The following is a 13,278-nucleotide window of genomic DNA, read 5'->3' on the forward strand; positions in this document are numbered from 1 at the left end:
ATTGCCGCCGACATTGTTTCCAAGAGGCGGACTGTGCCCAAAGCCCGGTCCGCCCAAGTGAACAAGGATGATGGCGATGAGCAGCGGTATGCCGCAAACAGAAACACCTGCGATTGTTGCCTGCACAGTCAGCCGTGACGTGCAGAATTTCGACCTCCTGATTGAAGACATGGAAACCGCACTGGGTGAAGCCTGGGGCGACCTTGGTTTTTCCGAGGCGCTGGCTTTTTTCAGCCAGGCGGAGGCGGAACCGCTGCAATTCATCGCCCTGGCCATCGACAGCGCCGACGAAGGCGACCTGCCGCTGATGGGCGAGATCATCACCCAGGCCAAGTCCCGCGGGATCAAAGTGATTCTGATTGCCGAGGATGTGACACCGGCTGCACTGCATACGCTGCTGCGCCAGGGTGCCGACGAATTTGTCCCCTACCCCCTGCCCGAGCAGGAGCTGCAGGCCGCCATCGACCGGCTGCAGGCCCCGCCGCCGCCAACGGTGCAGAACCCGCACCAGCTGCAAACCGGCAGCCAGCGCGAAGGCGCGGTGATCGTCTGCCACGGGCTGGCCGGCGGCACCGGGTCAACCACCATGGCCGTCAACCTGGCGTGGGAGCTTGCGGCGCTCAGCGAACGCGAGGAGCCCAGCGTCTGCCTGCTGGACCTGGATCTGCAGGCCGGTTCCGTCTCGACCTACCTGGATCTGCCCCGCCGGGAGGTGGTGATGGAAATGCTGAGCGAATCCGAAAGCATGGACGAGGATCTGTTCGGCCAGGCGCTGCTGCCGTTCCAGGAAAAACTGCAGGTTCTGACCGCGCCGTCCGAAATGGTGCCGCTGGACCTGCTGTCGCCCGAGGACATCACCCGCGTCATCGGGCTGGCACGCAGCCACTTTGATTTTGTCGTTATCGACATGCCGCACACATTGGTGCAGTGGTCCGAAACGGTGCTGAACATGGCCCATATCTATTTCGCGCTGATTGAGCTGGACATGCGCTCTGCCCAGAACGCGCTGCGGCTGAAACGGGCGCTGCAGGCCGAAGACCTGCCCTTCGAAAAACTGCGCTTTGCCCTGAACCGGGCGCCGAAGTTTACCGATCTGACCGGCAAGAGCCGGGTTAAGCGGATGGCGGAGTCGCTGGGCATCTCGATCGACCTGCAGCTGCCTGATGGCGGCAAGCAGATCCTGCAGAGCTGCGATCACGGGCTGCCGCTGGCCGTCTCTGCCGCAAAGAACCCGTTGCGCAAGGAAATCGCCAAGCTCGCAGCTTCGCTGCATGAGCTGGGCCGCAATGAAGCAGAAGCCGCCTGAACGGCTTGAATTGGGGGTGAGTTGATGTTTTCCAAGTACAAGAAACAGGCCGCGAAACCTGCAGCACCGGCGCCGGAGCCAGCGGCAGCTCCCGCGGCCTCGGCCAAACCGGCCGCCAGCCTGCGGCGCCCCGTGCAGCGCAAGGCTGCTGAAGCGCAGCCGATGGACAAGGAGCGCAAGCGCAAGGAGCGGCTGAGCGAGATCAAGATCCAGCTGCACCGTGATCTGCTGGAGAACCTGAACCTGTCCGCACTGGAACGCGCAGGTGAAGCGGAGCTGCGCACCGAAATCTCCACCATTGCAACTGAGATCCTGGCCGAAAAAAGCATCGTGCTGAACCGCGAGGACCGGCAGCAGCTGAACAAGGAGCTTTATGACGAGGTCACCGGACTTGGCCCGCTGGAAGCCCTGCTGCAGGACGAAACGGTCAGCGATATCCTGGTGAACGGCCCGCATCAGATCTTTGTCGAGCGCAGCGGCAAGCTGGAACTCAGCGACATCGCCTTCAAGGATGAAAAGCACCTGATGCGGATCATCGACAAGATCGTCTCTGCCGTGGGACGCCGTGTCGACGAGAGCAACCCCTATGTGGATGCCCGCCTGGCTGACGGCTCCCGCTTCAACGCGATGGTGCCGCCGATTGCGGTGGACGGCTCGCTGGTGTCGATCCGGAAGTTCAAAAAAGACAAACTGGGCATTGATGATCTGGTGAATTTCGGTGCCTTCACCGAAGAAATGGCAGCCTATCTCCAAGCCGCGGTTTCGACCCGCCTGAACGTCATTGTTTCTGGCGGTACCGGTTCCGGTAAAACCACCACGCTGAACGCGCTGTCGTCCTTTATCGACAACGCCGAGCGCATCCTGACAATTGAGGATACCGCTGAACTTCAGCTGCAGCAGACCCATGTGGGCCGGATGGAAAGCCGCCCGCCCAACGTCGAGGGCAAGGGTGAGGTTTCCCCCCGCGACTGTCTGAAAAACGCGCTGCGGATGCGCCCCGACCGCATCATCGTCGGCGAGACCCGCGGCGAGGAAGTGATCGACATGCTGCAGGCCATGAACACCGGCCACGACGGTTCGATGACCACGATCCACGCCAACTCTGCCCGCGACGGCATCTCGCGTCTGGAAAACATGATCGCCATGGCCGGTATCGAAATGCCGATCAAGGCCGTGCGCAGCCAGATCGCCTCAGCTGTGAACCTGATCGTGCAGGCCTCGCGCCTGCAGGACGGCTCGCGCCGGATGACTTCGATCACCGAAGTCACTGGCATGGAGGGCGACGTGATCTCGATGCAGGAAATCTTCCGGTTCCAGCGCGTCGGCCTGACGCCGGACAACAAGATCATCGGCCATTTCACCGCCACCGGCGTGCGCAGCCACTATTCCGAGCGCTTCCGTCTTTGGGGCTATGACCTGCCGTCGTCGATCTATGAACCCACAGTGATGGAGCAGCGCTGATGGAGCTGAGTTCAGAACCGCTTATCTATGGCGCGATCTTCTTTGGCGTCCTGGCGCTGGTGGAAGGCCTGTATCTGTTTGTCTTCGGCAAGTCGATCAGCCTCAACAGCAAGGTGAACCGCCGGCTGGAGATGATGGAAAAGGGCGGCAACCGCGAGCAGGTGCTGGAGCAGCTGCGCAAGGAGCTGGGCCAGCACGCCAGATCGCAGTCGATCCCGCTTTACTCTCTGCTGTCGGAACGGGCGCAGAAGGCGGCCATCGCCTTCTCCCCCAAACAGCTGATCCTGATTATGGCAGGTCTGGCAGGCATCGCCTTTGTCGGCCTCGGCATCGGCACCAGCGCGCCGCTGCCGGTGCGCGTTCTGGGCTCTGTCATCATCGGTGTCGGCGCGGTGTTCTTTTGGGTCAACAAGAAGGCCGCCAAGCGCATGGCACTGATCGAGGAGCAGCTTCCCGACGCGGTGGAGCTGATGGTGCGCTCCCTGCGGGTCGGCCACCCGTTTACCTCTGCTGTGCAGATCGTCGCCAATGAGGTCGAGGATCCGCTGGCCACCGAGTTCGGCATCATCTCCGATGAGTGCGCCTATGGCCGCGACGTTGGCGAGGCGCTCAAGGAAATGGCGGAGCGGCTCGATATGCAGGACATGCGCTTCCTCGCGGTTGCAGTGACGATCCAGCAGCAGTCGGGCGGCAACCTGGCCGAGGTCCTGGCGGGCCTGGCCAAGGTGATCCGCGCCCGTTTCCGCCTGTTCCGCCGCGTGAAGGCGATCACCGCCGAGGCGCAATGGTCCGGCAAGTTCCTGTCCGGCTTCCCGCTGCTGTGTCTGATCGGGATCCTGGTCAAGGACCCGGGCTACTATGACGAGGTGATCGACCATCCCTGGTTCATTCCCGCCTGTTTTGCAGTGGGCGTGATGCTGACCGCCAACCTGATTGTCATGCGCGTGCTGACAAACATCAAAGTGTAAGGAGCGGATCGTGGATTTTGTAACCGGTATTGACGGCTTCCTCACATCGCAGTTCGGCGAGTTCGGACCGCTCCTGGCGCTTGGCATTGCGGGCATGTTCATGATCCTGCTCGCTATTCCCTTACTGCTGAACCAGCCGGAAGACCCGCTGAAGAAGCTGCAGAAGAATATCAAACCCGAAACCCGGCAGAGCACGCAAAAAGAGCGCCTGAGGCAGACCAGCCGCAACGAACAGCTGCAGAAGTTCGCCAACTTCCTGGAGCCGCAGAACGCGGATGAGCTTTCCGCGATGGAGCTGAAACTGCGCCAGGCGGGCTATCACTCCAAGGACTCGGTGCGCCTGTTCCATTTCGCGCAGTTTGCGCTCGGCCTGCTGGGGCTGATCGGCGGGCTGTTCTTTGTCTATGTGATCAAGGCGGACATCGACTACGACAGCCAGCAGATGGCGCTGCGCATCATCGCACCTGGCGGGGCGGGCTATATGCTGCCGAAATACTGGATCACCCGCCGCATCGGCGAACGCCAGCAAAAGATCACCGAGGGCTTCCCCGATGCGCTCGATATGATGCTGGTCTGTGTCGAGGCCGGCCAGTCGCTGGACCAGGCCATTGTGCGGGTGTCTCAGGAACTGCACGCGTCCTTCCCGGAACTGGCTTCGGAATTCGAAGTCGTCGCTTACGAACTGAAGGCGGGCAAGGAAAAGGACAAGGTGCTGCGCGACATGGGCACCCGCTGCGGGGTGCAGGATGTGTCCTCCTTCGTGACGGTGATGATCCAATCCGCCAGCTTCGGCACCTCAATCGCCGATGCCTTGCGGGTTTATGCCGGGGAAATGCGCGACAAGCGCGTGATGCGCGCCGAAGAGGCCGCAAACAAGTTGCCCGTGAAGATGACACTTGCCACAATGGGGCTGACAGTCCCGCCGCTGCTGATCATTCTTGTTGGTCCGTCGGTGCAGGGCATCATGAACATGGGCAATATGGGACCCCAGTAATGAAAACGGCACTACGGGCAGCTTCTGCCCGTCTGCTCAAGGTTACAGCTGCCGCCAGCGCCCTCGCGCTGGCGGCAGCGTGTTCGACCAGCGGGCTGAAACAGGACAAGGGCAGCCCCTGGGCACCCGGGGATGATCACCGTCAGCAGGCCGCAGACGGGCTGGTAGTCGGCCACCGGCTGATGGCAGCGGGCGAACACGAGCTAGCCCTGGAGGCCTTCACCCGCGCCGCCCTGGATCACGGGCTGACGGCGGAGGTGCTCTCGGGCATGGGCAGCGCCAAACTGGGCCTCAGGCGGCTCGGCCAGGCCGAAGACCTGCTGCGCCAGGCCGTGGACGCGGATCCCGCCTGGCCGGAGCCGATGAACAACCTTGGCGTGGCGCTGATGGAGCGCGGAAAGACCGCCGAGGCGGTGCAGGTCTTCCAGCGCGCCTATGCCCTCGACAATGGCGAAAGTGACGCAATCCGCGATAATTTACGCCTGGCCCTCGCAAAACTTGAAAATCCCGCGCATAGTGAGCCTCAAAAAGAAGACTATAAATTGGTGCGGCAGGGCAGCGGCAGCTACCTGATTCGCGAAGCACCATAACAGAGGCAGAGCAGTAAAAAGGACGCACAAAATGCGCCAGCAGATTTTCCTATCCGCTTCTCTGGCAGGGGCGCTGGTCCTGTCGGCCTGCGCGGACAAAGCCGATGAAACCGTCGAACGCGCGTTTCAGGAAGTGAACGTCATCGACGAAAGCAACCTCAACGATGTCATGCTGTCGGTGGCCGATCCGAACGAGGCGGTGACCCACTTCCAGCGCACGCTCAAAACCAGCCCGGACCGGATCGATCTGCAGCGCGGCCTGGCGCATTCGCTGATCCGCGCCAAACGCACCACCGAAGGCACCGCCGCCTGGAAGAAAGTGGTGACAATGAAAGGCGCCACCAGCGAGGATCACGTGCAGCTGGCCGGCGCGCTGGTGCGCAGCGGCGAATGGGATGCGGCCAAGGCAGAGCTGGACCAGGTGCCGCCGACCCATGAAACCTATGAACGCTACCGGCTCGAGGCCGTTGTGGCCGACGCCAACAAGGACTGGAAGCGCGCCGACAGCTTCTATGAAATCGCCGTCGGGCTGACCACCACACCCGCCAAGGTGATGAACAACTGGGGCTATTCCAAGCTGACCCGCGGTGACTTTGCCGGTGCGGAGCGCCTGTTCGGCGAGGCCATCCGCCAGGACCAGGGCCTGTTTACTGCCAAGAACAATCTGGTGCTGGCCCGCGGCGCGCAGCGCAATTACACCCTGCCGGTAATCCCGCTGGAGCAATCCGAACGCGCGCTGCTGCTGCACACGCTGGCCCTGTCCGCTGTCAAACAGGGCGATGTCAAGGTTGGCGAAAACCTGCTGCGCGAGGCGATTGATACCCACCCGCAGCACTTCGAAGAAGCCGCGCGCTCTCTGGCAGCGCTGGAAAACGGCTGAGCCATGCAGTTCCCGGCCCACGCAGCCCTGTGGTTCCTGCCGTTCGTGCTGCCGATCTGTTACACGGTGGCGCTGACCGATCTGCGCGGCATGCGCATCCCCAACTGGGCGGTTGACCTGCTGGCAGTGATCTATGTCGTCATTGGCGCGCTGGTTATGCCCAGCTGGGCGGACTATGGCTGGCACCTGCTGCACCTGCCAGTGGGCATTGCGCTCGGCTTCCTGTTCTATGCCGCAGGGGCCGTTGGTGCAGGGGACGCCAAGTTTGCCGGTGCCGCCGCGCCCTTTTTCGCGCTTGGCGACCTGCGGATGCTGATGGTTGTCTTTGCCGCCACCCTGCTGGCCGGCTTCACCGCCCACCGGATTGCCAAGCACACGCGCCTGCGCCAGCTGGCGCCGCAATGGCAGAGCTGGGACACCGGAAAGAGCTTTCCGATGGGCCTCTGCCTGGGCGCCACCCTTGCCCTCTACCTCGGCCTCGCCGCGCAATTCGGCAGCTGATACTGGCAGGCACCGCCCGGCCTGCGGTTTCGGGCGGTCCATAAAACTGCGGTGGATTTCACGCCCCTTTCGCGGAAATGCTGCAGCTCTGCCCCGCTGTTGCCACAGTCCTGAATAGTCTGTTTCCAGGAGCGCCCCGCCGGCCGGGGCCGGATATGGATATCAGGGACAGGCACCGCCATGAACATGCAAAACCTCACCGTTGTGGCCCCTCCCGCCCCCAAGGGGCTGGAACAGATGCAGCTGCCGCTGGTGATGATGCGGGATATCCTGCTCAAGACCATCTTCCGCAAGAACGTGGAAAACGTGACCGAGATCGCCGCCGCGATCTGCCTGCCCTCCTCTGTCACCCAGGAGCTGGTGGATATGGCCCGCGAGCAGAAACTGCTGGAGGCCACCGGCACGCTCAATGCCAACAGCGGCAACGAGATGGGCTACCAGCTGACTGACGCGGGCAAGGCGCGGGCGCTGGATGCGCTCAGCCAGTCGGAATACTTCGGCGCCATGCCGGTGCCGCTGGCGGTCTACCGCGAGCAGGTGAAGCGCCAGTCGATCCGCAACATTCAGGTGACCCGCGATCAGCTGACCAATGCGATGGGGCATCTGGTGCTGCCCAACAGCCTGCTCGATCACCTTGGCCCCGCGGTCAGCGCCGGCCGTTCGATCCTGATGTACGGCCCGCCGGGCAACGGTAAATCCTCAATCTCCAACGGCATCCGCGATGCACTGGGGGATCACGTCTATGTGCCGCGCGCCATCGAATACTCCGGCCAGGTGATCACCGTCTTTGACCCGATCGTGCACACCGAGGTTGAACAGGAGCCGGAAGACCCCAACGCCCTGCGCCGTCGCCGCCGCTTTGACGAGCGGTACGTGATGTGCGAGCGCCCCACCGTGATCACCGGCGGCGAACTGTCGCTGGACATGCTGGATCTGGTCTACAACCCGACCGCGCGCACCTACCAGGCGCCGCTGCAGCTGAAATCCACCGGCGGTATCTTCATCGTCGACGACCTTGGCCGCCAGGCGGAACCGCCGCAGTCGCTGGTCAACCGCTGGATCGTGCCGCTGGAAGAAAGCAAGGACATCCTGGCACTGCAATCGGGTGAAAAATTCGAGGTGCCCTTTGACACGCTGGTGATCTTCTCCACCAACTTCCACCCGAATGAGATCTTTGACCAGGCGGCGCTGCGCCGGATCTTCTTCAAGATCAAGATCGACGGGCCGAACCAGGAGAACTTCCTCAAGATCTTTGCCATGGTGGCCCGCAAGAAGGGCATGCCGCTGGACGAGGCGGCGCTGGTGCATCTGCTGAAGAAGAAATACCCGACGATCAACAACATCTACGCCAACTACCAGCCGGTGTTCCTGATCGACCAGATGATTTCGATCTGCGAGTTTGAGGGCATCCCCTACCAGATGTCGCCGGAGCTGATCGACCGGGCCTGGGCCAACATGTTCGTCAAGGACGAACACATCGTGAAGTGATGAAAAAGGGCGGGGTCATCCCGCCCTTCCGTTTTCTGCGATCAGAACTTGCCGTTGTCGTGCGCCATCTCCGCCGGGATCGGGCTGACGGTATCCCAATGCTCGACGATCTTGCCGTCCTCCACCCGGAACAGATCAAAGAACGCCATCGGTGTTTCGCCCAGGCTGCCCTCTGAGGCGGTGAAGACAAAGTTCCCCTCTGCCACCACAATCGGCGTGCTGGTGTAAGCCAGCGCCTGGCCGGTTTCCGCCAGATGCTGGATCATTCCGCCAAGGGCCTCCAGACCGTCGCCGATGTTCGGGTTGTGCTGCAGGTAGGTCTCTGTTGAGACGTAGCTGGTGATCTTCTCCGGCGCCTTGCCGTGCAGAACATCAGTGACAAAGCCCTGTACCAGCGCCTTGTTCTCTGCCGTCTTGTCCAGGTCGGTGATCTCCGTCGTGCCGTCAGTCAATGTGCGGCCTGAGGCGTTCGGCACGGCGGGCGGCTGCAGGTTGTCCCAATGCTCGGCCACCTTGCCGTCTTCGACCCGGAACACGTCAAAGGCCACCAGCGTCTCTCCGCCAAAGGCCTGGGCATTGCCGAAAGTGCTGTGCAGCACCACCATGTCGCCCTCGGCAATCACCCGGTGGACCTCCATCGTGACGCCGCTTTCCTTCAGCGCCGGAATGAACCCGATAATGGGCGCGGCCCCGGTCGGCACCATTGGGTTATGCTGGATATAGCCCGGCGCCAGCAGCTGTTCTGCCGCCTCCGGATCGAACGAGGTGAAGATCGCCGCTACGGCATTCAGAACGAGGTCCTTGGCACTCATCGGATGTCCTTTCGAATCGCATTGTCGTGACAGCTCAATGTGGTATCCTTTTTGCACCAGATATCAATTACGCACTATTTAGGAACCAGGTATGCTTCCAGTAACCGCCCTCTCCAAGGACCAAGCAGAGGACTGCCCAATACGGCAGGTTCTGTCGCAGGTGACAGGCAAATGGCAGATGCTGATCGTGCTGGTGCTGGAGGACGGCGCGCTGCGGTTCGGCGCCCTGCGGCGCACCATCGGCGATGTGACCCAGCGGGTGCTGACCGAGAACCTGCGCAAGCTGGAGCGTGACGGCTATATCACCCGCAGCGTCGATCCCGGCCCGCCGGTGGCAGTCTCCTATGCGCTTACGCCCCTGGGGCAGGAGCTGCTGGAACACATGAAATCACTAACCATCTGGGCCGCCGGGCGGCATCAGCAGGTGCTGGAGGCGCGGACTGTTTACGACAGAAAATGACATTGCAATGAGCTGCAAAGCCTCCCAGATTTTGCAGGATGAGTGACACCGCCCCTGCCCTGCCTGAAGCGATTGAAAACTGGTTCGCCGCCCGCGGCTGGACCATCCACCCGCACCAGCACGCCATGCTGGCGCGGGCCGGGGCGCCCTGCACCCTGCTGATCGCCCCGACCGGCGGCGGCAAAACCATGGCAGGCTTCCTGCCGACATTGTCGGAACTTGCGGATGGCAGCCACGACGGGCTGCACACGCTTTATATCTCGCCGCTCAAGGCACTGGCCGCCGATATCAAGCGCAACCTGCGCACGCCTGTTGAGGAAATCGGCCTGCCCATCCGCATTGATGACCGCACCGGCGACACGCCCGCCTCCCGCAAGAGGCGCCAGCGCGCAGACCCGCCGCATATCCTGCTGACCACGCCGGAGAGCCTGGCGCTGCTCACCTCCTACGAGGACGCTGCCCGCACATTCAAAGGGCTGAAACGGGTGGTGGTGGACGAGATCCACGCGCTGGCCGAAAGCAAGCGCGGCGACCAGCTGATGCTGGCGCTGGCGCGGCTGCAGACGCTGTGCCCGAACCTGCGGCGGGTGGGTCTGTCGGCCACGGTGGACGACCCGCAAGCGATCGCCAGCTACCTCGCCCGCCACCCGGACCCCTGCGATATTGTGCTGGCCGACCCCGGCCCGGCGCCGGACATCCGGATGCTGGAAACCGAGGAGGCCCCGCCCTGGGCCGGCGGCGGCGCGGCCTATGCGATCCCGGCGGTGATGGCGCAGATCAAGGCGCACAAGACCACGCTGATCTTCCACAACACCCGTGCTCAGGCAGAGATTTTCTTTCACAACCTCTGGCTTGCCAACGACGACGCCCTGCCGATCGGAATCCACCACGGCTCGCTTGACCACGTCCAGCGTGAGCGGGTGGAGGCGGCGATGGTCCGGGGAGAGCTGCGCGCCATCGTCTGCACCGGCTCGCTGGACCTCGGCATCGACTGGGGCGACGTGGACCTTGTGATCCAGATCGGCGCGCCAAAGAACGTGAAACGCCTGGTGCAGCGCATCGGCCGCGCCAACCACCGCTACAATGCGCCCTCCAAGGCGCTCCTGGTGCCTGCAAACCGGTTTGAGGTGGTTGAATGCCGCGCTGCGCTGGAGGCGGTGCGCGAAAACGATCTGGACGGCGCGCCGCGCGGTCCCGGCCCCCGTGACGTGCTGTGCCAGCACATCCTGATTGCCGCTTGTTCAGGCCCGTTCGATGCAGATGACCTTTATGCCGAGATGACCCAAGCCGGCGCCTATGCCGGTCTGACCCGCGCCGCGTTTGACGCCTGCCTCACCTTCTGCGCCACCGGCGGCTACGCATTGAAGGCTTACGATCAGTGGCAGCGCCTGCTGCAGCGCCCGGACGGCAAGTGGCAGCTGCGCGACCCGCGCGCGGCGCAGCGCATCCGCATGAACCTCGGCACCATCCAGGACGCCGACCTGATCAAGGTCCGCCTGAAGCGCAGCCGCGGCGGCAAGCCCTTGGGCGAAGTCGAGGAGGCCTTTGCCGCCACCCTCACCCCTGGCGACACCTTTCTGATCGGCGGTCAGACCGTGCGCTACGAGGGCCTGCGCGAAATGACCGTGGAGGTGACCCGCAACCCGGGCCGCAAACCCAAGATCGCGGTGTTCTCCGGCACCAAATTCGCCACCTCCACCCAGCTCAGCGCCCGCATTCTGTCGATGTTCAAGCAGGACAGCTGGCCCGCCCTGCCCCGGCACACGGCGGAGTGGCTGGACCTGCAGCGCGCGGTCTCCGAACTGCCACGCGCCGGGCGGCTGCTGATCGAAAGCTTCCCGCATGACAGCCGCGAGCACATCTGCGTCTACGGTTTTGCCGGCCGCAACGCCCAGCAGACCCTGGGCCTCTTGCTGACCAAGCGGATGGAGGAGCTGGGGCTTGATCCGCTGGGTTTTGTCGCCACCGACTACGCCACCCTGATCTGGGGTCTGCAGGAAGTCACTGACCCCGCGCCGCTGTTCGACCCCGATGCGCTTCGCGACGGGCTGGAGGGCTGGCTGGCCGGCAATGCGGTGATGAAACGCTCCTTCCGCGGCGCCGCCACCATCGCGGGCCTCATTGAACGCAACACGCCGGGCGCGCGCAAGAACGGGCGGCAGGCGACGTTCTCCTCTGACATCCTCTATGACACGCTGCGCAAGTACGACCCGGATCACCTGCTGATGGACATCACCCGAGAGGAAGCGCTGCGCGGGCTGGTGGATTTCGGCCGCATCGAGGAGATGCTGGAGCGGACCCGCGGCCGCATCACGCTCAGGCGGCTGGAGCGGATCTCTCCCCTAGCAGCGCCTTTGCTGCTGGAGGTAGGCAAGGTGCCGGTCAAAGGCGCGGCAGAGGAGAAGCTGCTGCAGCAAGAGGCCGCGGCGCTGATGCAGCAATCCGGACTGGACCAGCTGCCGCAATAAGTCTTGCCAGCCCGGCTGTGACGGATAAACCCAAGCCATGACCGGATATGATTTCATCCTCGCAGGCGCCCGCCTCACCGCTCTTGGCTCCGGCGCCCTGTGGTGGGCTGCGCACCATCTGCTCTGCGTCTCCGACCTGCACCTGGGCAAGTCCGAGCGCCACGCCAGGCGCGGCGGCAGCGCCCTGCCGCCTTATGAGACCTGCGACACGCTCTCCCGCCTTGCAGACCTGGTGTCTGCCCTGCAGCCGGACACGGTGGTCTGCCTCGGCGACAGTTTCGACGATGACGCGGCCTCGCTGGCCTTGCCGGAAGCGGAGCAATCCCAGCTGGGTGCCTTGACACAGAACCGCCGCTGGATCTGGATCACCGGCAACCACGATCCGGCACCTGCGGATCTGGGCGGCGAGCAGATGGCAGAGCTGCATCTTGCCCCCCTCACCTTCCGCCACATCGCCGATCCCTTGGCGGCGGCAGAGATCTCCGGCCACTACCACCCCAAGGCGCGGGTGCGCAGCACCTCCCGCCCCTGCTTCCTGCTGGACCAGTCACGCCTGATCCTGCCCGCCTTCGGCACCTATACGGGCGGGTTGCGCAGCTCCGATCCCGCGCTCACCTCCCTGATGAAAAGGGACGCGCTGGCGATCCTCACCGGTGCGCAGGCGCTGCCGGTTCCCATGCCCCGCTAAGTGGCGCAGCGTCACAGGCCCTTTGCTATCCGGCCTCTTCTATGCTTGGCGCAACCAGCAGAAGGAAAGAAGTGATGGACGACCGCATCCGCAGCAGTTTCGCCAAGCAAAGCATGATGCAGACACTGGGCGCGGAGGTCGCCAGCGTTTCGCCGGGCGAAGTGGTGATCACCGCCCCGATCCTGCCCGTCAGCCGCCAGCAGCACGATGTGGCCCATGCGGCGCTCAGCTTTGCCATCGGCGACACCGCCGCGGGCTATGCGGCGCTGACCCTGATGCCGGAGGGCAGCGAAGTGATGACGGCGGAGATGAAGATCAACCTGCTGGCCCCGGGCGCCGGCGACTATTTGCGTGCCACCGGCAAGGTCATCAAACCGGGCCGCAGGCTGGTGATCGTCACGGCAGAAGTTCACGCAGTGACAGGCGAAGAGGAAAAGCTGGTCGCGCTCCTGCAAGGCACCATGGTGCCCGTCTCCGCTTAAACGCCCCTCATTTCATCTTTCCAAAAAAACTCCCGCCGGAGGCGATCCGGCGGGAGTGTCATTTTCAGCCGTTGCTGTTCTGCGAACGTCTTACGCCGTCAGGCCTTCGGGCTCGGCGAGGTTATTGGCGCGGCAGCAGGCGGTGACGGTGTTGGCGAGCAGGCAGGCGATGGTCATCGG

The 13,278-nt window shown here is 63.5% G+C and carries 13 protein-coding genes; 12 read left to right on the forward strand and 1 reads right to left on the reverse strand.

The genetic code is table 11. From position 1 onward, the window contains the following. Positions 1 to 76 precede the first annotated feature (76 nt). The 8 genes from GC1_RS15065 to GC1_RS15100 all read left to right on the forward strand — a co-directional run bounded on the left by GC1_RS15065 (position 77) and on the right by GC1_RS15100 (position 8,188). Positions 77 to 1,306: an AAA family ATPase gene (locus GC1_RS15065; protein WP_029205051.1), complete on the forward strand. Its 1,230-nt coding sequence runs from the start codon at positions 77 to 79 to the stop codon at positions 1,304 to 1,306. 24 nt (positions 1,307 to 1,330) lie between these two features. Then, positions 1,331 to 2,767 (forward strand): CpaF family protein, encoded by a 1,437-nt coding sequence (locus GC1_RS15070; protein WP_019298333.1) that lies wholly within the window; start codon positions 1,331 to 1,333, stop codon positions 2,765 to 2,767. Further along, positions 2,767 to 3,735, forward strand: a complete 969-nt coding sequence (locus GC1_RS15075) for a type II secretion system F family protein (protein WP_019298332.1) — start codon at positions 2,767 to 2,769, stop codon at positions 3,733 to 3,735. Before GC1_RS15070 ends, GC1_RS15075 begins: the two co-directional genes overlap by 1 nt. Positions 3,736 to 3,745: 10 nt before the next feature. Beyond that, a complete protein-coding gene (locus tag GC1_RS15080; protein ID WP_019298331.1) occupies positions 3,746 to 4,729 on the forward strand; it encodes a type II secretion system F family protein in 984 nt (327 codons plus the stop codon). Beyond that, the gene (locus tag GC1_RS15085) at positions 4,729 to 5,319 is read left to right on the forward strand and encodes a tetratricopeptide repeat protein (protein WP_019298330.1); all 591 of its coding nucleotides are present in this window, start codon (positions 4,729 to 4,731) and stop codon (positions 5,317 to 5,319) included. The genes GC1_RS15080 and GC1_RS15085 overlap by 1 nt, the downstream gene beginning before the upstream one ends. A 31-nt stretch (positions 5,320 to 5,350) precedes the next feature. Further along, on the forward strand, positions 5,351 to 6,199 hold the full coding sequence (locus tag GC1_RS15090) for a tetratricopeptide repeat protein (protein WP_019298329.1): 849 nt from the start codon (positions 5,351 to 5,353) through the stop codon (positions 6,197 to 6,199). 3 nt (positions 6,200 to 6,202) lie between these two features. Further along, the gene (locus GC1_RS15095) at positions 6,203 to 6,700 is read left to right on the forward strand and encodes a prepilin peptidase (RefSeq protein ID WP_019298328.1); all 498 of its coding nucleotides are present in this window, start codon (positions 6,203 to 6,205) and stop codon (positions 6,698 to 6,700) included. Positions 6,701 to 6,880: 180 nt separating this feature from the next. Further along, positions 6,881 to 8,188, forward strand: coding sequence for an ATPase (locus GC1_RS15100; protein ID WP_019298327.1), 1,308 nt, complete (start codon positions 6,881 to 6,883; stop codon positions 8,186 to 8,188). Between the two features lie 41 nt (positions 8,189 to 8,229). Here GC1_RS15100 and GC1_RS15105 read toward each other — a convergent pair whose 3' ends face one another. Then, the gene (locus GC1_RS15105; RefSeq protein ID WP_019298326.1) at positions 8,230 to 9,000 is read right to left on the reverse strand and encodes a nuclear transport factor 2 family protein; all 771 of its coding nucleotides are present in this window, start codon (positions 8,998 to 9,000) and stop codon (positions 8,230 to 8,232) included. 91 nt (positions 9,001 to 9,091) lie between these two features. Here GC1_RS15105 and GC1_RS15110 point away from each other — a divergent pair, with 91 nt between their 5' ends. The 4 genes from GC1_RS15110 (at position 9,092) to GC1_RS15125 (ending at position 13,098) form a co-directional block, all read left to right on the forward strand. Next, positions 9,092 to 9,460, forward strand: a complete 369-nt coding sequence (locus GC1_RS15110; RefSeq protein ID WP_019298325.1) for a winged helix-turn-helix transcriptional regulator — start codon at positions 9,092 to 9,094, stop codon at positions 9,458 to 9,460. Between the two features lie 38 nt (positions 9,461 to 9,498). Then, the gene (locus GC1_RS15115) at positions 9,499 to 11,928 is read left to right on the forward strand and encodes a ligase-associated DNA damage response DEXH box helicase (RefSeq protein ID WP_019298324.1); all 2,430 of its coding nucleotides are present in this window, start codon (positions 9,499 to 9,501) and stop codon (positions 11,926 to 11,928) included. A gap of 37 nt (positions 11,929 to 11,965) precedes the next feature. Further along, entirely contained in the window at positions 11,966 to 12,616 is a 651-nt protein-coding gene (pdeM, locus tag GC1_RS15120; RefSeq protein WP_019298323.1) for a ligase-associated DNA damage response endonuclease PdeM, read from the forward strand. Positions 12,617 to 12,690: 74 nt separating this feature from the next. Beyond that, on the forward strand, positions 12,691 to 13,098 hold the full coding sequence (locus tag GC1_RS15125; protein WP_029205050.1) for a PaaI family thioesterase: 408 nt from the start codon (positions 12,691 to 12,693) through the stop codon (positions 13,096 to 13,098). Positions 13,099 to 13,278: the final 180 nt, after the last annotated feature.

Origin of the sequence: Leisingera sp. ANG1 (genome assembly GCF_000203975.2) — a bacterium.
Lineage (GTDB): Bacteria > Pseudomonadota > Alphaproteobacteria > Rhodobacterales > Rhodobacteraceae > Leisingera.

What these genes read in the sequence shown, in the direction of transcription:
- GC1_RS15065 (WP_029205051.1), top strand. Translation starts at nt 77, where the DNA reads ATGAGCAGCGGTATGCCGCAAACAGAAACACCTGCGATTGTTGCCTGC.
- GC1_RS15070 (WP_019298333.1), top strand. Translation starts at nt 1,331, where the DNA reads ATGTTTTCCAAGTACAAGAAACAGGCCGCGAAACCTGCAGCACCGGCG.
- GC1_RS15075 (WP_019298332.1), top strand. Translation starts at nt 2,767, where the DNA reads ATGGAGCTGAGTTCAGAACCGCTTATCTATGGCGCGATCTTCTTTGGC.
- GC1_RS15085 (WP_019298330.1), top strand. Translation starts at nt 4,729, where the DNA reads ATGAAAACGGCACTACGGGCAGCTTCTGCCCGTCTGCTCAAGGTTACA.
- GC1_RS15090 (WP_019298329.1), top strand. Translation starts at nt 5,351, where the DNA reads ATGCGCCAGCAGATTTTCCTATCCGCTTCTCTGGCAGGGGCGCTGGTC.
- GC1_RS15095 (WP_019298328.1), top strand. Translation starts at nt 6,203, where the DNA reads ATGCAGTTCCCGGCCCACGCAGCCCTGTGGTTCCTGCCGTTCGTGCTG.
- GC1_RS15100 (WP_019298327.1), top strand. Translation starts at nt 6,881, where the DNA reads ATGAACATGCAAAACCTCACCGTTGTGGCCCCTCCCGCCCCCAAGGGG.
- GC1_RS15105 (WP_019298326.1), bottom strand. Translation starts at nt 9,000, where the DNA reads ATGAGTGCCAAGGACCTCGTTCTGAATGCCGTAGCGGCGATCTTCACC.
- GC1_RS15110 (WP_019298325.1), top strand. Translation starts at nt 9,092, where the DNA reads ATGCTTCCAGTAACCGCCCTCTCCAAGGACCAAGCAGAGGACTGCCCA.
- GC1_RS15115 (WP_019298324.1), top strand. Translation starts at nt 9,499, where the DNA reads ATGAGTGACACCGCCCCTGCCCTGCCTGAAGCGATTGAAAACTGGTTC.
- pdeM (WP_019298323.1), top strand. Translation starts at nt 11,966, where the DNA reads ATGACCGGATATGATTTCATCCTCGCAGGCGCCCGCCTCACCGCTCTT.
- GC1_RS15125 (WP_029205050.1), top strand. Translation starts at nt 12,691, where the DNA reads ATGGACGACCGCATCCGCAGCAGTTTCGCCAAGCAAAGCATGATGCAG.